The organism is Corynebacterium sp. HMSC056E09 (assembly GCF_001813425.1).
In the GTDB taxonomy this organism is placed as follows: Bacteria; Actinomycetota; Actinomycetes; order Mycobacteriales; family Mycobacteriaceae; genus Corynebacterium; species Corynebacterium hesseae.
This window is the reverse complement of the sequence record NZ_KV812513.1, coordinates 328,504-348,714: the sequence shown is the minus strand read 5'-3', so window position 1 is coordinate 348,714 and position 20,211 is coordinate 328,504. Positions and strand designations below refer to the sequence as shown.

Annotated in this window: 15 protein-coding genes, 1 tRNA gene and 2 pseudogenes; 5 read left to right on the top strand and 13 right to left on the bottom strand. The window is 61.3% G+C overall.

Going from position 1 to position 20,211, the window contains the following annotated elements; all coding sequences use genetic code 11:
* Window positions 1-31: 31 nt before the first annotated feature.
* Window positions 32-1,915 (bottom strand): HtaA domain-containing protein, encoded by a 1,884-nt coding sequence (locus HMPREF2912_RS10990; RefSeq protein WP_070524721.1) that lies wholly within the window; start codon window positions 1,913-1,915, stop codon window positions 32-34.
* A 125-nt stretch (window positions 1,916-2,040) separates the two neighbouring features.
* Here HMPREF2912_RS10990 and HMPREF2912_RS10985 point away from each other — a divergent pair, with 125 nt between their 5' ends.
* Window positions 2,041-2,562 (top strand): hypothetical protein, encoded by a 522-nt coding sequence (locus tag HMPREF2912_RS10985; protein WP_070524723.1) that lies wholly within the window; start codon window positions 2,041-2,043, stop codon window positions 2,560-2,562.
* 18 nt (window positions 2,563-2,580) lie between these two features.
* Here the strand turns inward: HMPREF2912_RS10985 and HMPREF2912_RS10980 are convergent.
* The 7 genes and pseudogenes from HMPREF2912_RS10980 to HMPREF2912_RS10955 form a co-directional block, all read right to left on the bottom strand.
* Window positions 2,581-2,991 (bottom strand): annotated as a pseudogene (locus tag HMPREF2912_RS10980) (Sir2 family NAD-dependent protein deacetylase); the annotation flags it as partial.
* Window positions 2,889-3,665: a type I restriction endonuclease gene (locus tag HMPREF2912_RS10975; RefSeq protein WP_070524725.1), complete on the bottom strand. Its 777-nt coding sequence runs from the start codon at window positions 3,663-3,665 to the stop codon at window positions 2,889-2,891. The pseudogene HMPREF2912_RS10980 and the gene HMPREF2912_RS10975, both read right to left, overlap by 103 nt.
* Window positions 3,666-3,674: 9 nt before the next feature.
* Window positions 3,675-4,322 (bottom strand): restriction endonuclease subunit S, encoded by a 648-nt coding sequence (locus HMPREF2912_RS13285; protein WP_227485839.1) that lies wholly within the window; start codon window positions 4,320-4,322, stop codon window positions 3,675-3,677.
* Between the two features lie 90 nt (window positions 4,323-4,412).
* Window positions 4,413-4,901, bottom strand: a complete 489-nt coding sequence (locus HMPREF2912_RS13280; protein WP_232748495.1) for a restriction endonuclease subunit S — start codon at window positions 4,899-4,901, stop codon at window positions 4,413-4,415.
* Window positions 4,902-4,908: 7 nt separating this feature from the next.
* Window positions 4,909-7,449: pseudogene (locus HMPREF2912_RS10965) on the bottom strand (type I restriction-modification system subunit M); the annotation flags it as partial.
* 168 nt (window positions 7,450-7,617) lie between these two features.
* A tRNA-Met gene (locus HMPREF2912_RS10960) sits at window positions 7,618-7,694 on the bottom strand.
* 157 nt (window positions 7,695-7,851) lie between these two features.
* A complete protein-coding gene (locus HMPREF2912_RS10955) occupies window positions 7,852-10,830 on the bottom strand; it encodes a UPF0182 family protein (protein WP_070597329.1) in 2,979 nt (992 codons plus the stop codon).
* 123 nt (window positions 10,831-10,953) lie between these two features.
* On the opposite strand from HMPREF2912_RS10955, the gene HMPREF2912_RS10950 reads away from it, so the two are divergent.
* Window positions 10,954-11,544, top strand: a complete 591-nt coding sequence (locus tag HMPREF2912_RS10950; RefSeq protein ID WP_070520224.1) for a PPA1309 family protein — start codon at window positions 10,954-10,956, stop codon at window positions 11,542-11,544.
* A gap of 93 nt (window positions 11,545-11,637) precedes the next feature.
* Complete coding sequence (locus HMPREF2912_RS10945; protein ID WP_070684161.1) at window positions 11,638-12,312, top strand: beta-N-acetylglucosaminidase; 675 nt, start codon at window positions 11,638-11,640, stop codon at window positions 12,310-12,312.
* A gap of 20 nt (window positions 12,313-12,332) precedes the next feature.
* Here the strand turns inward: HMPREF2912_RS10945 and HMPREF2912_RS10940 are convergent, their stop codons facing one another.
* The gene (locus HMPREF2912_RS10940; RefSeq protein ID WP_070684159.1) at window positions 12,333-13,409 is read right to left on the bottom strand and encodes a YlbL family protein; all 1,077 of its coding nucleotides are present in this window, start codon (window positions 13,407-13,409) and stop codon (window positions 12,333-12,335) included.
* 93 nt (window positions 13,410-13,502) lie between these two features.
* On the opposite strand from HMPREF2912_RS10940, the gene HMPREF2912_RS10935 reads away from it, so the two are divergent.
* On the top strand, window positions 13,503-14,921 hold the full coding sequence (locus HMPREF2912_RS10935; protein WP_070520214.1) for a zinc-dependent metalloprotease: 1,419 nt from the start codon (window positions 13,503-13,505) through the stop codon (window positions 14,919-14,921).
* On the opposite strand, the gene HMPREF2912_RS10930 is transcribed toward HMPREF2912_RS10935, so the two are convergent.
* Window positions 14,918-15,415, bottom strand: a complete 498-nt coding sequence (locus HMPREF2912_RS10930; RefSeq protein ID WP_070520212.1) for a M48 metallopeptidase family protein — start codon at window positions 15,413-15,415, stop codon at window positions 14,918-14,920. The genes HMPREF2912_RS10935 and HMPREF2912_RS10930 overlap by 4 nt on opposite strands.
* Before the next feature lie 74 nt (window positions 15,416-15,489).
* Between HMPREF2912_RS10930 and HMPREF2912_RS10925 the strand changes: the two genes are divergently transcribed.
* The gene (locus tag HMPREF2912_RS10925; RefSeq protein ID WP_070520210.1) at window positions 15,490-16,320 is read left to right on the top strand and encodes a TOMM precursor leader peptide-binding protein; all 831 of its coding nucleotides are present in this window, start codon (window positions 15,490-15,492) and stop codon (window positions 16,318-16,320) included.
* Here the strand turns inward: HMPREF2912_RS10925 and HMPREF2912_RS10920 are convergent.
* From HMPREF2912_RS10920 to HMPREF2912_RS10910, 3 genes are read right to left on the bottom strand one after another with little or no spacing between them, the layout of a single operon-like run.
* Window positions 16,317-18,371 (bottom strand): ATP-dependent DNA helicase UvrD2, encoded by a 2,055-nt coding sequence (locus HMPREF2912_RS10920; RefSeq protein WP_070684157.1) that lies wholly within the window; start codon window positions 18,369-18,371, stop codon window positions 16,317-16,319. The two genes, HMPREF2912_RS10925 and HMPREF2912_RS10920, sit on opposite strands and share 4 nt — an antisense overlap.
* Entirely contained in the window at window positions 18,340-19,074 is a 735-nt protein-coding gene (locus HMPREF2912_RS10915) for an NAD(+) diphosphatase (protein ID WP_070684155.1), read from the bottom strand. Before HMPREF2912_RS10915 ends, HMPREF2912_RS10920 begins: the two co-directional genes overlap by 32 nt.
* Entirely contained in the window at window positions 19,074-20,186 is a 1,113-nt protein-coding gene (locus HMPREF2912_RS10910) for a potassium channel family protein (RefSeq protein ID WP_070520204.1), read from the bottom strand. The genes HMPREF2912_RS10915 and HMPREF2912_RS10910 overlap by 1 nt, the downstream gene beginning before the upstream one ends.
* Between the last annotated feature and the right edge of the window lie 25 nt (window positions 20,187-20,211).

Sequence of the window (20,211 nt, the reverse complement as noted above, 5' to 3'; positions counted from 1 at the left end):
CTTTCTCAAGTCTTGGGTAACAAGGGGTGCGCTACGCCGGGTTGCGCAGGACGACGGAGCCCATGGAACCGCCGGCGATGGCGAGGCCTGCGATAAGCAGCAGGAGCCACGTGCTCGCCTCCGGCGAGGAGCCCGCGGCCGCGGCCTTCTTGATCTGGAAGTTGCCGCTGCCGTCTTCATAACCAGACGTGCTCGTGCCGGCCGCGGCCTGCGGGCCGTCTCCCGCAGAGCTTTCCGATGCCGCCCGCTTTGCCGCCGCAGCGCTCTGACCGCCGGAGGTCGTCGCCGCACCAGTGTGTGCCGTAGTTCCGCTCGCCCCGGCGCAGTCCCCGGATCCGCCAAGTTGTGCATGCAACGAAAGCGGATCAAGGGTCGTGCCCGGCTCATAGAAATTCGCGAACGCATCATTGCCCGCTGCGGTCAGCGTGACGGTGGCTTCGCCGTCGACGGCGGAGTCACTCACGTCGAGCAGGCTAAACGACACGTCTCCGAGCACCGTGCGTCCAAAGTCCTTGCGCTCGCCCTCCATGTTGGAGGAACGCACGTCGGCGATGAGTTGACCGCTCGTCCCGTTGAACCGGACTTCCAGGTTCGCGATATTGAGATCGAGGACTCCGTTGTGGCCGGTAAAATGCATAGCGCCGCCGTAGCGGATGGAACCTGACTGTGCCGCAGTATCCACATCTCCGCCGGTGCCCGTGAACTGGAAACGCGAGTTGTCGTACCCTACGCCGTCGAGCGTCCAGGCGCCCTTGGCGATGGAGCCGGTGATATACGACTGGAAGGACTTCTTGACACCCCACTCGGCGGTCGCAGCCTGCACGCCCGTGGCTACGCAGGTTTCTGACTGCCCATCACTAGCCGCGGACCCGGGGTCCTGTGGCCGCGCGGTTCTTGTGGTTCCAGTAGCACCAGTAGTGCCGGAAGTACCCGAAGTACTGCCCGAAGTACTACCCGAAGTGCTCGAAGTACTACCCGAAGCACCCGAAGGGCTCGCGGTGCCCGAAGTGTTGGCTCCCGACGCGCCTGAACCACTCGTGGTGCTAGTGGTAGTGCTGGTGGTCGTGCCCGTGGCGGCTTCCGTGCGAGAACGGAAGGATTCTAGCTGGTCTAGGAAGGACTCCGTGTTGCCCATGAAGGTGGTCAGGCCATTCATGGTGTCGTTCGTTTCCTTCAGAATCGCCATGGCTTCTGCATTGCGACCAGTAAACGTGCCCGAGATTGTCCCCAAGGACTTCGAACCGCTGCCTGAACCGCCAGAGGACCCGCCGCAGCTGCCATCCGTGGCCACGGTCCCTGACGAGGGGTCCATCGACTGTCCCGACTCATAGGCAATGAAGAGTTTGTGTCCTTCGTCGGTGAGCGTGACGTCGCCGGAAAGGTCGAGCGTGTGCGCGGACGCGTCGACGGGTTGATCTAGATCGATCCCCGCGATGACCACGTTATCGCCGGTAATCTGCGGGCCGCGTGCGGACTTATCCACCATGTCAGATTCATAAGAGACGTAATCCACCACGATCGCCGCCCGGTTGCCGGAGGCCTGAATCTGCCAGTCTGTCAGCGTCATATCCAACAGATCGTCGCCGCCGTAGTTGTGTCCAGTGAAGTGGATGACGCCGCCGAAGGGGACGGTGACGGTATCGCCGTTTACGGAAGCCTTGCCCGGAGTGAAGGTAAAAGCACCGTCTGCGCCGGTTTCGGAACCGGTAAAACCAATGCCGTCCGTTTCCCACTGGCCCTTGGCGACTTGGCCTTGGATATAGCTTCGGTAGGACTGCTTAATGCCCCAATTCCAGGAGCAAGTGCCGGCAGCCGAGGCGACAGGAGCGTTGAGCGCGACCGAAGGGAGTGCGATGAGAGTACTGGCAGCAAGAGTGCCCAATATTCGACGGAGAATCACGGAGAGAGTCCTCATGAAGTATTGATGCGATGAACAAAAAGAATCAGAAGTTAGGCTACACATACCTAAGCAGTTTTGTATAGGCTATACTAACCTAGATTAGGTAAGCAACCCCCAACAAAGGACACCCTCATTCGGTCATGACATCGTCGTCTACCAGCGCCTTCAAAAATCTGTATCCCGACGTAGACCCCACGCGTGGGCTACCTCTCAGCGTCTCCGAGCGCCTTGCGCTGTCTCTCGCGCTCGCGATTGCAGCTTATGGAGCCGTCACCGCAGACATGCTCGTTGCAGGCGCCGGCGTGGCCTTCACCCTCATCGCCTCGGTGCTGCAACAGCACAAGACCGCGCGTCGGATTCGCTCCGAAGCGCGCACTCGCTTCCCCGGCGAAGACTGGGCCGAATACCGCGCCACGCGGCGGCTCAACCTCGGCGTCCTAGTCCCCTTGTGGGTCTGCATCATCATCGCCTTGTGCGCGGCCGGATACTGGTTCGTGCCGCTCGAATATGCAACTCCCGCCGCCATCGTCATCGCGGTTCTCGTTGCCCTGCTCGCCTGGTTCATGCCAGGCATCAGCCCCCTGTGGCGAGGCAAGCAGACCGATCCCCCGGCACCAGAGAAAAACACCGACACCGCAGTCATGTACTTCGAGAAGCTTTAGGCCTGCCGTACCCCAGCCTTACACATCAAGCAGATCCAGTAGCTCATCAAAAGCCGGCGCTACCTGCGTGCGCCACAGCGTCGTCGCCTTCGGGTCGCCGCGTCCGGGGCCGCCGTTCACCACAGAGACCTCTTTGCCCTGCTTGAGCGCGTCGAGCATGAAGCGATAGCCACTCATCACGGCGAGCGACGAACCGGCGACAAGCAGCGAGCGCGAGTCCGCAAGCAGCGCACGCGCGGCGTCCCGCCGCTCCACCGGAACCGGCTCGCCGAAGTAGACGACGTCCGGCTTGAGCAGCTCCGAACCGCAGCGGACGCACGGCGCCATCACGAACTCGTCGACCGCCTGCTGCGACAGCGCGACGTCGCCGTCCGGGTTAACTTCATCCGCGCGCACGACCCAGCGCTCCAGATAGCCCGGATTCGCGGCTCGTTGTTGAAGTCTGCCCAGTGGAAGAAGTAGTCCGGGTTGAACTTGCCTGCGCCCGGGTTGGCGAAGTAGATCGTCTCTTCTGGGGTCATGGCGACGAAGATTTGCACCAGTGAGAAGATTCCCTGGTAGACGCCCTCGTGGGCGTACTTGGCTATCTGGTTCGCACCTTGGGAGACCGGCACGCCGGAGCGCTTCAGCTCGATGTGGAAGACCGGCATACCGTTAATGAGCAGCATCAAGTCGCCACGTCGGGTGGGCAGCAGCTCATTGGCGGTCTGGAAGCGCGGCTGGACGGCAATCTGGTAGCGCGACTGGCCACCGGCAATCTCTAGGCGATCGTAGATTTTCAGGCTAACCTCAGAGCCGAAGTTGGCGGCCTGCGGTGCATCTCGGGTAATGGTCACGGTGCTACCGTTGATGAACTCGTTGAGCGCCAGCGGCGTACGCAGGTTGTTGACCTGCTCGATGATTTGCGCCATCTCGCCCTCGGTGAGCGGCACGTCGCCAAGCAGGTTACGGCCCCGGTTGTTGGCGTAAAGAATGTTCGCCCAGTTGTCGATGAGCTGCTGCTCTGTCGGGAAGCGCAGCAACTCCTTGCTCCAGCCGTGGCGGGTTAGCAGGTCGATGAGTACCGCCTCGAACTCAGCCTCAGAACGAAATGGTGTGGTCATAGCTGCTCCTTAGATGAACATCCGTTGCAGCAGCGCCGCCTTGGCCTGCTTAAGGGACTCGATGTACTTGGCCTCGGTAGCAATGAGCGTGTCCAGCCGTGTGAACACTGCACCGATGGCCTGTTGTTCTTCAAGGGTGGGTGGAATGGTAGCCGCCGCCTCTGCCAAGTGACGGGCGTTCAGTGACGGCAAAGCACCGCTCTGAGTGAATCGGGTCAGGTCCACCGTCTTGAGGTAGGTATCGGCAAACTGAACATCCCAAGATTTGGTGTCCAAGGAAAACGCCATGAGATTGTTGTCGAGGAGGAATGTATCGGTAGCGAGTCTTTTGCGCCCTAGGAAGACAGCAGCACCAACCTTGGCGAACAGAATCGCAGGTACAGCTGTTACAGGCACCCAGTGATTACGAACAATCTGTTCCTCCGTCACATAGTGGTTGGCGGAGCGCAGTTGCAGCTCATTCCCTGGTGCGGAGAGGTCCGATACCTTGTAGAAAGGTAGGCCTGCTTCCCCGCCTTGTTCACGTTCCGGGAATCCGACGCCTGACTTGAACGAGCCGAGTTCACCCAGTGTTGTCGTCTTCCACTCACCGTCGAAGCCCTCCAGCCGCAACTCCGGCACCGTCTGCCCCTCCTCCTGCGGGAACATCCGTTGCATGAGAGCAGTTTTGGCCTGCTGCAGGGCCTGGTGCTTCTTGGTGTGCTGGTTGATGGCATCGTCGAGGTTGGTGAAGATAGCGCCGATGGCCTACTGTTCTTCGAGAGCGGGCGGGAAATAAACAGCCTGATTGAACAGCTCAGTCTTCGTGATACCTTTGATGGTGCTACCCTGCAGCTGGTCAGCGAGTCCCTCCATACGCCGCTTAACAGTAAGAGCGATGTATTCAGGGTCACCGGAAAGGTCTGATAGCGATACAAAGTCCTGGCTGGTGGCGTAAGGGAACGGCATAAAAGAGACCTTGCCAACGCCAACACGAGTGACGACTGCAACAGAGTCGGCAGGAATCTGCATAGCAGCAGAGCGTGAAATAGCTTCCTCGGTGATGTGCTTACGAGGGGCGACCGGGGCGACCCCCTGCTCCGCAACATCAGAGGATTGAATCCAAGGGATGTCCCCGGACCAGTAGCCCGGTTCATCGCTAGATGGCGTACCGCCACCGTAAGTCCTTTCGCTGAGGTCTCCAATGGCTTTCAATTCCCACTCACCATCGAAGCCCTCCAGGCGCAGTGCGGGCACGTTGTGACTATGCATCGCGACCACCGCCCAGCAGCTCCTGGAGTGCAGCCACGGCCTGCATGTCGGCGGCGTTGCCGGTAAGCCCGCTCAGTAGGCCAGCGAGTTCTTGCTCCGTCTCGCGAATCTTCACGTCGAGGTCGGTCAGCGCGACGGCGTACTTGTCGTGCAGCGCCTGGACGCGGCCGGCCAGGCCTGCAAGCACGTGACCAGGGATTTCGCGCAGGTCATCCATAAGTGAAGTAATCCACTTGGCGGTGAGCACCTCATCGACCTGCGCTTCGGTAAGCGCTTCAATGGTCGCGTAGGTGTCTTTCTCCAACTGCTCTTGCGCAGCCTTGAGGTTCTTCTTGAGCTTGTCCCGCTGGGCGATAAGTGCCTTGGCGCTGAGCATGGCAGCCTCAGTGCTGTCCTCCGGCCAGGTCTCGCCCTTGGCCAGCTTCGGCAGGTCCTTGATGGCCTTGTTCAGCTCGGTCTTCTTGAAGGCGTCCTGCTTGTCGTTAAGTATCTCGGTCAGGTCGGTCTTGTCGACTTCGCTTAAGCCCTCGACAAGCTGTGTTAGCTCAGATACAGCTGTGTCCACGTCGCGACTTAGCTGCGTTACCTGGTCCTTCTGTTGCGCCAGGTAGAAGGTCTGCACCAACTCGTTGGGAGCAACGCGCCCGTCCCATCCGATTTGGACATAGACCTTTTTCTTTTCCTTGGTCTTCCACTCCATCACGGGGTGGTTGACCCGCAGGGCATCGAAGCCTTCGGTCTGGATGACTTCTAGGTCACCGGCGGTTTTGACCCAGCTGTCATGCAGTACCTGGTAGCCCTCGTAGGCATCAACCAACGGTACAGGGTCGAGTCGGTCGAACAGGTCTGCCTTAAGCTGGTCCTCGGTGGTGGTAATGGGCACGGTGGCCGCGCCGTCCACCAGCAGCGCGTGCAGCTTCTCCGGGAGGTCGGATAGTGCAGCGTCAACCTGGTTACGCAGTGCCTGGGCTGCAGGGTGCTTGTCGATGGTCTCGCGCAGGTTGGCGGTCTTCAGCTCCGCGTAGCCTTCTACCTTCTCGGTGAACAGCGCCTCACGCAGTCCCGGTAGGGCGGTCCAGTAGTGCTCCAAGGCGGCAATCTCACTGGTGGGGATGCCGCCGTGCATGGTGGCGTACAGGTCTACAGACTCTGGCGGCAGGGTGGCGGACACGTAGCGCGGGATGTTGAGGTTGTGGTCGTTGGCACGAATCTCGTCGCGGGTCACGACCTTAGCGAAGTGTGGCACGTCAACGCGGTTGCGGACGGCATCGACGATGCGCTGGATGTCGCGGGCACGCAGGTGGTTGTACTTACCCTGCTTGATGAAGCCCTGCGAGGCGTCGATGAACAGCACGTCATCGCGGTCACGTTCTTGCTTGAGCACCATGATGATGGTCGCGATACCGGTGCCGTAGAAGATGTTGGAAGGCAGGCCGATAATGGCATCGATGTGGTTGGCCTCGATGAGATTGCGGCGGATGTCGGCCTCCGAGCTGCCACGGAACAGCACGCCGTGCGGCAGGACGATGGTGAGGATACCGTCGGGTTTGACGTGGAACAGCTCATGCAGCAAGAAGGCGTAGTCGGCCTTGGTCTTCGGAGCTAGACCAAACCGTGCGAATCGCGGGTCAGCCTCGTTGCCTTCGGGTTCCCACTTCTGGGAGTAGGGCGGGTCGGAGACTACGGCGTCCACATAGAGCGGCTGGTAGGTCTGTACCGGGTCGAACTCGTCGAACATCGGCCAGTCATGGGCCAAGCTGTCACCGTTGCGGGCGACGATGTTGTCCGCCTTCACGCCGCGCATGACCAGGTTCATGCGGGTGAGGTTGTAGGTGTTCTCGCGCAGCTCCTGGGCGAAGTACTTAATACGGTCTGGGTCCCCCATGCGCTTGGCGACGGCATGGCCGATGTTAAGCAGCAGGGAGCCAGAGCCGGAGGTCGGGTCGTAAATCTGAATCTCGTCGCGGTCCTTGAGGTGGTCAGCGACGATGTTGCTCATGATGAGCGAGACCTCATGCGGGGTGTAGAACTCGCCTGCCTTCTTGCCCGCGTTAGCCGCGAACTTCTCGATGAGGTACTCGTAGATGTATCCCAGCACGTCATAGCCCTGCTTGCCATCAGTGGGGATGTCATCGATAAGGTCCAGTAGCTTCTTGATGGCTGAGGTACGGGCAGCGTCGGTTGTGCCCAGCTTCGACAGGCTGGTGTCCAGGGTGTTAAGGATGCCCTCGAAGACGTGCTTGTGCTCCGGGGCGATGTTGCGCTTGAAGGTAGCCAGGCCGTCGCGCACGTGAGCGATGGAAAAGTCGTTACCCATGTCCCGCCACGTCGAGTACAGGTTCTCGTAAGTGAGGAAGTAGCCCAAGTTGTTACGCACCAGGGCCACGGTGTCAGTGTCGGTCTCAACGAGCGCATCGGGCAGGTCTTCCGGTTCAGCGTCGTTATTGAGCATGAACTGCTCTACTTGGTCGGACAGGAACTTATAGAAGATGAAGCCGAGAATGTAGTCCTTGTAATCCTGCGCTTCGATCTTTGAGCGTACCGACGATACCGTACAGCGAGAAGATTTTACTTTCTAAGTGCATGGCTTGGGGGGAGCGGCGAAGTCCTACGTGGTGCAGGATTCAAAGCCCCAAATGGCGATTCCAGCACAAAACAGAAAAGGCCCCTACCGGTGTTTCCACTGGTAGGGGCGGGAAGTTGGTAGCGGGGGCAGGATTCGAACCTACGACCTCTGGGTTATGAGCCCAGCGAGCTACCGAGCTGCTCCACCCCGCGTCGAGATGTACTTCCGAACATCAAGCGCTTCAGCACACTGTGGTTAATCACTGGGATTGTTACCCCGTGTGCCGGCGACTCATGTAACTATACAGACGCCATGGCGCCTACCCAAATCCCCTGGGCAGGCGCCATTTTTCTGGACTATGCGGAGCTACTACTGAGACTGCAGCGAGCGGTACTCCTCCACTGCCTTGTCCAGCTCGTCCAAGGCCTTGCCGTACTCCTCAAAGGAACCGTTCTTAGCCTTGTCCACGCCATCGAGAGCCTTGTTGATGGCGTCGATAGCCTCGCCTTCACTCGATGCCTTCGGAGCGGAGGCCGGTGCGGAAGCGTCGGAGTCCTTGGAGTCAGCCGCATCCTTCTTGTCACCGCCAGCGTTTCCGGCCTGGTCACCGTCCTTGCCGGTATCGCCTTCGATCTCCGTGATGTTCTGAGCGGCCTTCGGGTCGATTCCAACCTGGTCGAGGGCCTCACCGATGGTCGGGGCATAGCCCACACGGCCCTTGTAAGAGACCAGCACGCGCAACAGCTTCGGGAACGCGGACTCTTGGCCCTTACGTTGCGAGTAAATCGGCTCGAGGTAGAGGATCTCCCCATCCCCCACCGGCAGCGCCAAGAGGTTACCGTTCTTCAGGTCATTCGAGCCCTGCCACAGCGTGCGGTCACGCGCCACCTGGTCGGAAGACATCATCGCGTCCTGTGCCTGCTTCGGGCCCTGGGTCTGGGTATTCGTCGGCAGCACGCGCACGGTGATGTTGCCGTAATTGTCCGGGTCAGAGGACACCGCCATGTGTGCGGAGAGGAACTGACGGTTCAGGCCACGGTAGGAAGTGATGAGCTGGAAGCTCGGCTTCTTGGTCTCCGGGTCGGCTGCCAACACGTAGTACGGCGGCTGGTTCAGTCCCTGAGATTCACCGGCGGTGGGGTCCTCCGGCACGGACCAGAAGGCATCGTTGTTGAAGAAGACGCCCGGGTCATCCACGTGGTACTTGGCCAGCAGATTGCGCTGCACCTTGAACATGTCCTCCGGGTAGCGCAGGTGCTGACGCAGCTCGTCGGAGATCTCCGACTCTGGCTTGACGACGCCCGGGAACACACCCTCCCACGCCTTGAGCACGGGGTCCTCGGTGTCGAACTCGTAGAGATCGACGGTGCCATCGTAGGCGTCGACAGTCGCCTTGACCGAGTTGCGGATGTAGCCCACCTGGTCGTTGACCAAGCGCTGCGTCGTGCCCGTCGGGTTCTGAGTGTCCTGGGTGGTCTCCGTCAGGGAGGTGCGCTGCGAGTACGGCAAGGAATCCAGCGTGGTGTAACCGTCCACGACCCACTTGACGCGGCCGTCGATAACCGCCGGGTAGGTGGAGGAATCCGTGGTCAGCCATGGGGCGACCTTCTCCACGCGCTCGCGCGGATCGCGGTCATAGAGCAGCTTGGATTCCGAGCCAACACGGTCCGAGAGTAGGAAGTTTAGCTCCTGGTATTTCAGGGCGTAGGCGGTGCGGTCGACGATGTTTCCGATGTCTACGCCGCCCTTACCGTCGTAGGTGTAAGTGGAGGTATCGGTATCGTATTCCACCGGCTTATCGCCGGTCTTGCCCACGATGGCGTAATCCATGCCGTCCTGTGCGCTAGCGATCACAGGGCCGAAGTAGGTGCGCGGCTGGTCTACCTTGATGCCAAGGGATTCCTCAGCGTTCTTGGTCTCGCCCTCGCCTTCGGCGTCCTTGCCCGCCTGGGTCTGCAGGTCAGCAACAGTGAAGATGGGGAAACCACCGCGGGCGGAACCGGCATCTCGAGCCACCTCATCGACGGTATTTGCCTGCGCGGCGATAAAGCCGTTGCCGTGGGTGTACACGGTGTGGCGGTTGATCCAGTTCTGCTGGTTCTCCTGCAGCTCGTTGGGATCCAGCTCGCGCGCGGCAACCACGAAGTCACGCAGCTCACCGTCGATTTCATAGCGGTCCATCGCCAGCGTCTCTGGGAAGCCATAGAAGTTCTTCAGCTGCTGCATCTGGGTGAACGTCGGCGCCAAAATGTCCGGGTCCAGCAGGCGCAGGTTGGAAATGGTGGAGTCATCGGAGGCGACCTTGTCATCGGAGACGTCGTCAGCACCCCAGTTCTCCTCGTAGGTCACCTTGTCATCGGTGAGGCCATAAGCAAAACGCGTGGACTCAATGTTGCGGGAGATGGACTCCGCCTCTTTAGCCTGGCGGTTCGGGTTCACGGAGAAGCGCTCCATGATGAGCGGCCAGCCCTGACCAATAACCAAGGAAGACAGCACCATGAGCACCACGGCCAGGCCGGGGATGCGCAAGTCCTTGATCACGACGGCAGAGAAAATCGCCACGGCCACGAACACGCCGATGATCATGAGAATGATCTTCGCCGGCAGGTAGGCGTTGATATCCGTGTAGGAACCACCCGTAAACAGCGAGTGCTGGTTATACAGCAACTCATAGCGGCCCAGCCAGTATCCAGCCACCTGAAGCAGCATCCAGATTCCGGCGGTCACGGCAAGTTGAGTTCGCGCCGACTTCGACAGCGAACCACGCACACCCGAGGCGCGGTTACCCAGGCGAATGCCACCGAGAATGTAATGCCCCACGAGTGCGATGAGGAAGCACACGGCAACCAGCATGGAAGCAGCGCTGACCAGCATCGACCACACCGGCAGGCGGAAGGCGTAGAAGCCGAGATCGTGGTTGAACTGCGGGTCCGTCACCCCAAAATCGTGGGAGTTCAGAAAGAGCATGACGGTGCGCCAATTTGCCTGGCCCAGCAGGCCAGAGACAACACCAACGAGGACCGGGATGACCTTGAGGAAGACCCTCATCGTGCTTTCAATGGATTTGCGATATTGATAAACCGGGGAATTGAAATCCGCCATGTCCATCGAATCGCCGCGCCCGCGCCAGACAATGAGCCCCGCTACGTAGGTGACGGCCGCCGCCACTAGTCCGAAGAGGACGAAGAGCACGATGCGCATGATCAGGGTCTTGGTGAAGACCCCGCGGTACTCAATCGCGCCGAACCACTTCCAATCCGTGTAGAAGCCCACGAGCATGGGGCCAATGAACAAGAGGACCGCGATGATGGCGACAACCCACGAGAGAAACTTGGGCGGACGTTTCATCGGGGCGGTGGGTCGGTTGAGTCCGGAAGCCAACTCCAGCTCCAATCAAGTGTCGTGCGAATATAGAGGTATCAAGCTTCTAGTCTAGAGAAGCACTATGACCGTCAACGAACAAGGACGCTTATGAGTTCCCAACCTTCCTCCCAGCCCGCTGTACACCGCGCGCTCAACAAGGCCATGCGCGAGGCCGTGGATTTCATCCACGCCGAGGGTTGGGATGCACCTCCTACCCTTTTTGCTCTCGTCCCCACTGAGCTGGTGGCCGCACAGCTCGGTGACGTCGACGACTCCTCTCCCCTCACCCTCGTGGTGCAGGAATTGCCGGAGGGCATCGAGCCGGGCTCGGAGCACCTCGCGGACTACGTCTCGCGGCTGGCGTGGCCGCGGGAGATCGCCGGCGTCATCCTGGCACAGGAGATCATGTTCAAGGACACCGCGGACGCCGCGCTTGGCGACGCCCGCCCCGCGCGCCTCTTCTCCGGAGTCCTGCGGGCTACCGCCATGGCCGGCAGTTCCACAGCCGATTCGGAGGATATCGACGAGGACGGCGCCGAACTCACGCTTCTTCAGCTGCGCCCCACGGAGGAGGAACTGGCAGAAGCTGGCCCCTTCGCGCAGGACGATATTCAGCTGCGCGGCGGCCCGAACGTGGCACCGGGGGTCATCGCCGCCCTGCGCTACGGATTGGAGCAAGATCCGGAGGAGATGCTCTAATCGGCTCAACCTCTCATCGACTAAACTCAGTCTGCAGTGGCCATTAACGCTCAGCTCTCGGGGCTGGGCACGGAATCGATAGAGGAGTCTCTCGTGCGCTTGACATCTCGCTTCACCGCCGCAGCATCGGCCGTGCTTGCCACCGGCTGCCTGCTCACCGCATGTGGGAAGGACGATGCGCCCTCCCCCGAGCCGGCTCCTGCAAGCGAAGAAACCACTGCAGCCGCGGAGAAATCCAGCGCGCCGGCCCCGGCAACCACTGCCGAGGAATCCGAGACGCTCTCTCCTGCCGCATCCGAGACTGAGACCAGCTCGGACGCGGAGGAAGAATCCTCCACCCGCAACCCCGCCGACCGAAAAGACAAGGACTCCAGCGAGTCCTCTGAACCAAGCGGCACATTCACTGATTCCGTGGAGCAGGCTTATGAGATCTTCGGTGGGCTCGTCCCGGAGGAGATCTTCGCTCAGTTCGACCGCTGCGATCCCAACGGCGTGACGGATTCCTTCAACTGCTCCGGTTCCGAGGTGGGACAGTTCCAGTTCTTCAAGTCCAAGACCAAGGCTTCCCAGACCACCCAGGTTCTCACCGAGCTGCGCAGCTCCCGCGTCATCGAGGACAGTGGCAACCGCGTGGTGGGCTGGTCCATGCTGGGCAACACGGCCATCCTCACCGTCGTGGACAACGACGAAGGCCTCATCATGCAGCAGATGATCTCCACGGACCAGGACGATCCGGAAGAGCGCCTCAAGGAGCTTGGCTTGGTCTAGGACCGCAACTTCCTTTAGGGCTAGCCTTCGCAGGTCTCGACGGGCTTGCCCTCTGCAAAGTCGTGCATGGCTGTGATGGCGTCATCCAGCGTGTGGACCTTGGCCACCACCATGTCGCCGGTGCCACGGCTGACCGCCTCCGCGCAATTATCTGCAGGTGCGAGGAAGAGCTCGGCGCCCGCTTCCTGCGCGGCGTGTACCTTGTGGACGATGCCACCAATGGGGCCGACCTCGCCGTCCTCACCGATGGTGCCCGTGCCGGCAACAAACCGGCCGCCGGTGAGATCCTCATCGGACAACTTGTCGATCACCGCCAATGTAAACATCATTCCGGCCGACGGTCCACCGATGTCCTGTAGGTTGTAATCCACGGTGATGTCTTCGGTGGGCACTGAGGTCATGAGGATGCCCAGCAAAGCTACGTCGTCGTGCTCTGGGTGTGCGCCGAGGGTCACCGGGACTGTCTTTTCCTCGCCCTTGCGAATAATCCCCAGCTTCACCTCATCGCCGGGCTTAAGAGCGCGGATCTTCTCCTGTATCTGGCCAGGCTCCGTGACCTTGTCGCCGTTGACGGCGGTGATGATGTCGGCGTCGTCAAGCGCGCCCGCAGCGGGGCTGTCATCGAGCACCTGAGCCACCTCGATACGCACGGGCTTGTGCAGGTAGTCCATGGCGGCGACGGTAGCCGCCGACTCAGACTGGGTAAAAGCCTGTTGATTGGCTTCCTGAACTTCCTCATCCGTCTTGCCTTGCGGGATGACGCTGCCGATGGGGACGATGGTGTCATCGGTGAAAAGCCACCGACCGACGGCCTGCGCTAGCGTCATGTTGGTGCGCACGGAGACCGTCGTCATGTTGAGATGCCCCTGCGGCTGGAACGTTTCCGGGGCCTCGACGTTGACCACCGGCTCCCCTTCCACTTCACCCAATGTGTCCACGGTAGGGCCTGGTCCTTCGGCGGCGTAGGGCACCGACAGGGTGATGTCGGTGCCGGGGATGTGGTCGACGCTGAGCAGGGCTCCCGTCAACACCACCGGAATGGCTCCCCACGTCAGGGTGGACAGGCGGCGGGATCGGGGGTTCTGCGAAGATTTCACGGAGGATCAGCCTACAGCCTCGTGATGCTTGTTCGCTCTCAGCGTTGCCGTGGTCCTAGAATCCGCGCTAGGAAACCTAGTAGATTAGGCCCCATGAGCAACGGATTCGGTTTTTCCTTCCCCAATAACGACGATGACGATGATAACGATCGTCGCGACCAGAACCCGTTCGGCGCCTTCGGCTTCAGCGCGGGCAACGGTGGCCTAGGAGACTTGTTGAATCAGTTTGGCCAGATGCTCTCCGGTATGGGTTCTTCCATGAATTCCCCGGAGGGTGCCGGCCCGGTCAACTATGACCTGGCCAAGCGCATCGCGCACCAGCAGATCTCCGGCGATAAAGAGATCAATGATAAAGACCGCACTGCAGTGCAGGAAGCCGTGCGGTTGGCGGAACTGTGGCTGGATGATGCCACGATTCTGCCCACTGCCTCCGGCACCGTGACCGCGTGGAATTCTGCGCAATGGTTGGATGAGACTCTGCCGATGTGGCAGCGCATGGTCACCCCGGTGGCGGAGCACATGAACTCCGCGCAGCTGGAATCCCTGCCGGAAGAAGCCCGCGAGATGATGGGGCCGATGACCTCGATGATGAACTCGATGTCCGGCATGAACTTCGGTATGAAGCTAGGCCACGCCCTGGGTGACTTGGCCGCACAGGCTCTTACCGGTTCTGACTTCGGCTTGCCGGTCTCCCCCGCAGGCACCACCGCACTCTTGCCGCACAACATCCAGGCCATAGCGCGCGATCTCAACGTTCCGGGCCAAGAAGTGTTGGTCTATATCGGCGCCCGCGAGGCCGCCCGCCAGCGCCTGTTCAAGCACGTGCCGTGGTTGGTTGAGCGCCTCGTCTCCTCCGTGGAGGAATACGCCATGGGCTTGGTCATCGACACTTCTCACATCGAGGAAGCCACACGCGAGCTCAACCTGGAGTCCGGTGACCCGCAGGCCATCCAGGATGCGATGAACAAGCTGCAGGGCATGGACCTGTCCCCGCGCATCACCTCCCGCAATGCGGGCGCGGCTTCCCGCTTGGAGACTCTCCTGGCACTCGTCGAGGGCTGGGTCGAGCACGTAGTGACCGAGGCCCTGGGTGAGCGCATCCCGTCCACGAAGGCGATGAATGAGGCGTGGGCTCACCGCCGCTCCACCGGCGGCTCCGCAGAAAAGGCCTTCTCCCAGGTCGTTGGCATTGAGCTAAACGCGCCGAAGGTAGAGGCGGCAGCTGAGCTGTGGCGCCGCGCCACCGTCGCAGTGGGCGCCGATAAGCGTGACTCCGCCTGGGACCACCCGGACCTGCTACCTACCGCAGAGCACCTGGAGAACCCGGCTTCCTTCATCGACGGTTTGCTCGATGACACCCCCGACGAGGGCTTTGAAGAAGAGTTTTCCAAGCTGGAGGAGATGCTCCGCCAGCAGGACGCCAGCGCCAGCGATGCTGCTGGCGAGGACAAGAACACGGACGCTGGCGAGGATAAAGAAAACAAAAAGGACAAGCCGGAAGACGAGAACTAGCGGAAGCGCTGGTAGGCCTCGAGGTATCCCTTCGCGCGCTCGGCTTTGGGGGCTCGATCGGCCCACTCCCAAAACTCCGGGCCATGGCCCGGGATGAAGGTGTGTGTTAGCTCGTGGATGATGACGGCGTCGAGGACGTAGTCGGGAACATCCTGCAGCCGGTCAGAAATCCGAATATCTCCCGTTGAGGTAGTGCAACTACCCCAGCGGGATTTTTGGTTACTCACCCACCGGATGGATCCCACCGTGGCGCGGCCCTCCAGAAAGCGGGCATTCAGGGTACGGGCGCGAGAGGACAAGGAGTCGTCGGAAAGCTGCGAAGAGCTGTGCTTCTTGCGGACCTTCGCCACGATGCCATCCACTGCTTCACGTTCCTCCGCCGCCGACATCCAGGCGGGGATGCGCACCTCCACGACGCCATCAACGACGCGGGCTTGGACAGTGCGGCGGCGCCGGGCGGAGCGGATAACGCGTACCTCGGGATTGCTCGACATGACAGGGCATTCTACCTGTGGTGCAATGGTGGCTAAACACAACTGGGGTGGGTTAAAGAACGGGGAGGAAAATCATGGGTGCTAAGACGTACATGTTGGCGCCAGAAACCGTGGTCATTGAACGCGAGCCTGGAATTCTCCAATGTGGGATGGATGCCACGCGCGTTGGGGTCTTCGAAGCCCACCCGCAGCTGGCGGGGCTGCTCAACCGGCTGCGCACTCCGCTGACCCGGCAGACCATTGAAAAGTCCATCGAGAACACAGGCGTTAGCGCCTCCGCTGCTCGCAGTCTGGTCGATGATCTGATTAGCTACCGCGTTCTGTGGCCGGCTCCCCGTCCCCAGCGCGTGGCGGTTTTGGGAACCTCGGTCCTGGCTAATGAGCTGCGCGACGTCCTGCTTAGCGATTCCTTCCAACCCCGTTCCCCTCTCCACAGCGAAACCCCCGCCGAGTACATCGCGAACGTGGCCGGGCACCTGCCTATCGTGGCCGTCGATATGTTGGATGGCGCCACGGAATGGGCACAAGCACTGAGCAATTCCCCGGCGACCTGGCTGCCAGTGTCCATGCTCGATGCCCGCGGCATCATCGGACCGGTCCGCGTAGCTGGAGCCGGTCCCTGTCCGATGTGCGCGCACCTGCACCGCATCGAAGCTGACGAGCAGTGGCACGAGGTGGCTCACCGCGCCGCAGCGGTAGAGCCACCGGGTGATCCCATCGTGCGCACGGCGATAGTGATGCATGCGGTGGTGACCATTCGCCGGCTCTTGGGAAGACCCGCCCCACCCGGGGCACCCGGCGGTAAACCGCTAGCTGGTGAGCTCACGGAGATAGACCTCTACGGCATGGAGCAACGCCGCCTGCTCATTGAACACCCGCGCTGCGCGTACTGCGCCGGTGTTTAAGCGCGGGCAGACGCGATGATCTGCAGCACCTCCGCGCCATAGCGCTCCAGCTTGGAAGGGCCTACCCCGGAGATATCGAGCAGCTCCGCTTCGTTTGTGGGAAGCGCCTCCGAGATCGCTTGCAGGGTAGCGTCAGAGAACACGACATAAGCAGGTACCTGAGAGTCCTTCGCCACGGACGCGCGCCACGCGCGCAGTGCGTTGAAGACATCCTCATCGCCCTCGTATTCACACCACTCGTGGCGGCCTAAGACCTTTTCCGCTGGGCTGCTGAGCTGGCCCGAGCACACCCGGCAGCGGCGCGGGCGATAGCGGCGGTTGGAGGACTGGCTTTCTTCGATTCCTGGCACCACGCCATCCAAGAAACGAGTGCGCTCACGCGAAGCCCGCGAGCCGGTGGTCTTTGCCAGAGCCCACGACAAAGCTAGGTGCTCGCGCGCACGAGTAATGCCGACATAAAACAGCCGGCGCTCCTCCTCCACGTGCTCATCGCCGGCCTTGATGGCGTGGTTGATGGGCAACAGTTTTTCGGTGAGGCCCACGAGGAAGACCGCATCCCACTCCAAGCCCTTGGCTGCGTGGATGGTGGCCAAGGTGACGCCCTCCATCGTGGGGTTGTGCTTATTTTCGGAACGGCGGTGCAGCTCACCGAGCACGCCGGGAAGATCGATGCCCTCGTTGTCCTCCACGATTTGTGCGATGAGATCCACCAGTGCGGTGAGCGACTGCCAGCGCTCACGGGCCTGCGCGCCCTGCGGCTCCGTGGCGGACAGTCCCAGCTCCACGAAGGCCGCGCGCGCCACGGCCACCGGATCGTTCGGCAGATCATCGCGGCGCGTGGCGGCGATGAGCACGCGGATGGCCTCCAAGATCTCTGGGCGGCGGAAGAAGCCTTCGCCGCCGCGGACCTGGTAGACCACTCCGGCGTCGGCAAGCGCCTGCTCAAACTGCTCCGACTGCGCGTTGATGCGGTAGAGGATCGCAATCTCCGAGGCCTTAACTCCCTGGTTGAGCAAGGTCAGAACCTGGCCCGCGACCTCCTTGGCCTCAATCTCCTCAGACTCATAGGCCTTAAACGTGGGCTCGGGCCCTGGCTCGCGCATACCCTGCAGCTCCAGACGGGTTCCCGCAGCGCGGCCCGAAGCCTTCGAGATAACTTCGTTGGCCAAGTCCGTCACCTGCGGGGTGGAGCGGTAGTCTCGCTGCAGCTTCACCACAGTGGCCTGCGGGTAAGTGCGGGAAAAATTCAGCAAGTACTCCGGAGAAGCCCCGTTGAAGGAGTAGATGGTCTGGTTAGCATCGCCCACAACCGTCAGGTCATCGCGCTCCCCCAACCACGCCTCCAATACTCGCTGCTGCAGCGGCGTGACGTCCTGGTACTCATCCACCACGAAGGTGCGGTACTGCTCACGGAATACCTCAGCCACCGAAGGAACGTTCTCGATGGCACCGGCGATATGCATGAGCAAATCATCGAAATCGAGGTACATGAGATCCGGGGTGGCCTTCATGTCCTCATAGCGGCGGAAGACCTCCGCCACCTTGGCCGGGTCCCCCGGTGCCTCGCGGTCCGTGGATTCGATGATTCCGGGATAGCCCTCGGGGCTGATCAGCGAGGACTTTGCCCACTCGATTTCCCCCAGGAAGTCACGGATGGTGTCCTTGTTGTTGTCCAATCCGAGTGAGCGCACCGCGCGCCCCACGAGGCTGAACTTGTTGTCGATGAGCTGCCAAGGCAGATCCCCCGCAACCTGCGGCCAAAAGTACTTCAGCTGACGGCGCGCCGCGGCGTGAAAGGTTTGGGCCTGCACTCCCCCGACGCCCATGTGATTGAGACGCTCACGCATTTCGCTTGCGGCACGAGTAGTAAACGTGACGGCCAGAACGCGTTGTGGGTTGACGAAGCCCTGGTCCACCATGTGGGCGATGCGATAGGTAATCGTGCGCGTTTTGCCCGTACCGGCACCCGCGAGGATGCAGACCGGACCGCGCGGCGCCGTGGCTGCGGCCCGCTGGTCTTCATCGAGCAGGGACAGATCCGGTCTCATCACCGTGGAACCACTCCATAATCATCGTGTGTGCAATTGAGCCCTTGCGGGCAATGGTCAGTTCTGGCAGTTCAGCGCGGGACACCCACCGCACTTCCGCGAGCTCTCCGTCAGTATCGCACACGGGCCGGACATCCTCCGTGACCGCGGAAAAGCCCACCATCAGCGAACCGCTCGGTGGCCAGGGTTGCGAGCCCCAGTAGGTAACTGATTCAACGCGGCGACCGGTTTCTTCCAAAGCCTCGCGGACCATGGCCTCTTCGAGGGTCTCGCCGGGATCAACATAACCGGCAATGAGCGAAAAGAACCCTGAACGGTGCCGGTTGCGAGCCAGAAGAATACGGTCCGTTTCCGGGTGGCGGATGATGCCGATGACGGCCGGATCGAGGCGCGGGAAAACGAGGCGCTCGCCATCGTGGCCCACAGCCCCCGGGGCAGGATAGGACAGCTCACGCCCAGTGCGCGGATCAAAGCGCGCTTCACGACGGTTACGAATCAGGTGCAGCGCTTTGAGAATATCGCGCTGGCCGTTGAAGAAGGTGGCATCGCGCAATGTCCCGAGCCGTTCGGCGGACTCAGTGTCCATGAGGAAAGCATGGATGGCCCCGGCTGTCACCACGATATCCCCCGCCGGCTCAGCCAGGTAAACAGGTTGCCCTCGTGGCGTTACCGGAACGCGGCCGGCTTCGGTGACGGGCAGGAACATTAGTTGCCTTCGTCCTCATCTTCATCGGTATCTTCCGCGGCTTGCTGCATCTCGTGCTTGATGTAGAGCAGGCGGTCACCGGGCTTGAGCGCGTAGGCATCTGCCGTGTCGACGCGGTGCAGCTCGTTATTACGCAGGACGGCCAGGACAATGTCCGCGAGGTGGCGCGGGTTGGAGCCCACCTCGAATTCGCGTACAGCGCGCTCGGCCACGGAGAAGCCCTCATTCGGAGAGAGGAGGTCCTCCATCATCTCCACCACCGTTGGCGTCACGGTGGCGAGGCCCAGGAGGCGGCCGGCCGTTTCCGCGGAGGTGACCACCGAGTCGGCACCGGACTGCAGGAGAAGGTGGCGGTTTTCGGATTCGCGCACAGACGCGACAACCTTGGCCTTCGGATTGAGCTCGCGCACAGACAACGTGCACAGCACCGCGGTATCGTCCGTGGACGGCGTCACCACCACGGAGGAGGCGTGCTGCGCGCCGGCGATGCGCAGGACATCCTGTTTGGTTCCGGAGCCATAGATGGTGACAAGGCCATGGTGCTCGGCGCTGGCTAGGGCCGCACGGTTATTGTCTACGACCACGATTTGGGAGGCTGGGACGTCATCGGCGATAAGCGCGGCGACCGCACCGGCGCCCTTGGTGCCATAGCCGATGACGACGGTGTGGTTACGCAATTGCTTTCTCCAATTCTGGATTTCAAACGTGCGACGGGCTCGATCCGTCAGAACCGACAAGGTAGCACCGACCAACAAAACAAGGAAGAGCAGGCGGGCCGGAGTAACAATAACGAGGTTGATAAAGCGCGCCGTGGGGGTCACAGGGACGATATCGCCGTAGCCCACAGTGGTCAACGACACCGCTGAATAATAGGCGGCATCGAGGAAGGACAGGTCTTCGCTGTAGCCATCGCCGTCGAAAAAGACGACGATGGTGACGAAGACCAACAGCCCCATGGCCCAAATAACGCGGCTTGCCAGCTGTTTCCACGGGCTGGTGCTCTGCGTGCGCGGAATCGTGATGACGTCGATCAGCGCATGATCTGGCTGCGAGGTCAGCTCAACCTGCGACAAGAAACGCGATGTAAAGCGTTTACCTAAGTGCTTGGGCACGAAGTGCCAACCTCCCTAGACAGTG

What these genes read in the sequence shown, in the direction of transcription:
- HMPREF2912_RS10990 (WP_070524721.1), bottom strand. Translation starts at nt 1,915, where the DNA reads ATGAGGACTCTCTCCGTGATTCTCCGTCGAATATTGGGCACTCTTGCT.
- HMPREF2912_RS10985 (WP_070524723.1), top strand. Translation starts at nt 2,041, where the DNA reads ATGACATCGTCGTCTACCAGCGCCTTCAAAAATCTGTATCCCGACGTA.
- HMPREF2912_RS10975 (WP_070524725.1), bottom strand. Translation starts at nt 3,665, where the DNA reads ATGACCACACCATTTCGTTCTGAGGCTGAGTTCGAGGCGGTACTCATC.
- HMPREF2912_RS13285 (WP_227485839.1), bottom strand. Translation starts at nt 4,322, where the DNA reads ATGCAACGGATGTTCCCGCAGGAGGAGGGGCAGACGGTGCCGGAGTTG.
- HMPREF2912_RS10955 (WP_070597329.1), bottom strand. Translation starts at nt 10,830, where the DNA reads ATGAAACGTCCGCCCAAGTTTCTCTCGTGGGTTGTCGCCATCATCGCG.
- HMPREF2912_RS10950 (WP_070520224.1), top strand. Translation starts at nt 10,954, where the DNA reads ATGAGTTCCCAACCTTCCTCCCAGCCCGCTGTACACCGCGCGCTCAAC.
- HMPREF2912_RS10935 (WP_070520214.1), top strand. Translation starts at nt 13,503, where the DNA reads ATGAGCAACGGATTCGGTTTTTCCTTCCCCAATAACGACGATGACGAT.
- HMPREF2912_RS10930 (WP_070520212.1), bottom strand. Translation starts at nt 15,415, where the DNA reads ATGTCGAGCAATCCCGAGGTACGCGTTATCCGCTCCGCCCGGCGCCGC.
- HMPREF2912_RS10925 (WP_070520210.1), top strand. Translation starts at nt 15,490, where the DNA reads ATGGGTGCTAAGACGTACATGTTGGCGCCAGAAACCGTGGTCATTGAA.
- HMPREF2912_RS10915 (WP_070684155.1), bottom strand. Translation starts at nt 19,074, where the DNA reads ATGTTCCTGCCCGTCACCGAAGCCGGCCGCGTTCCGGTAACGCCACGA.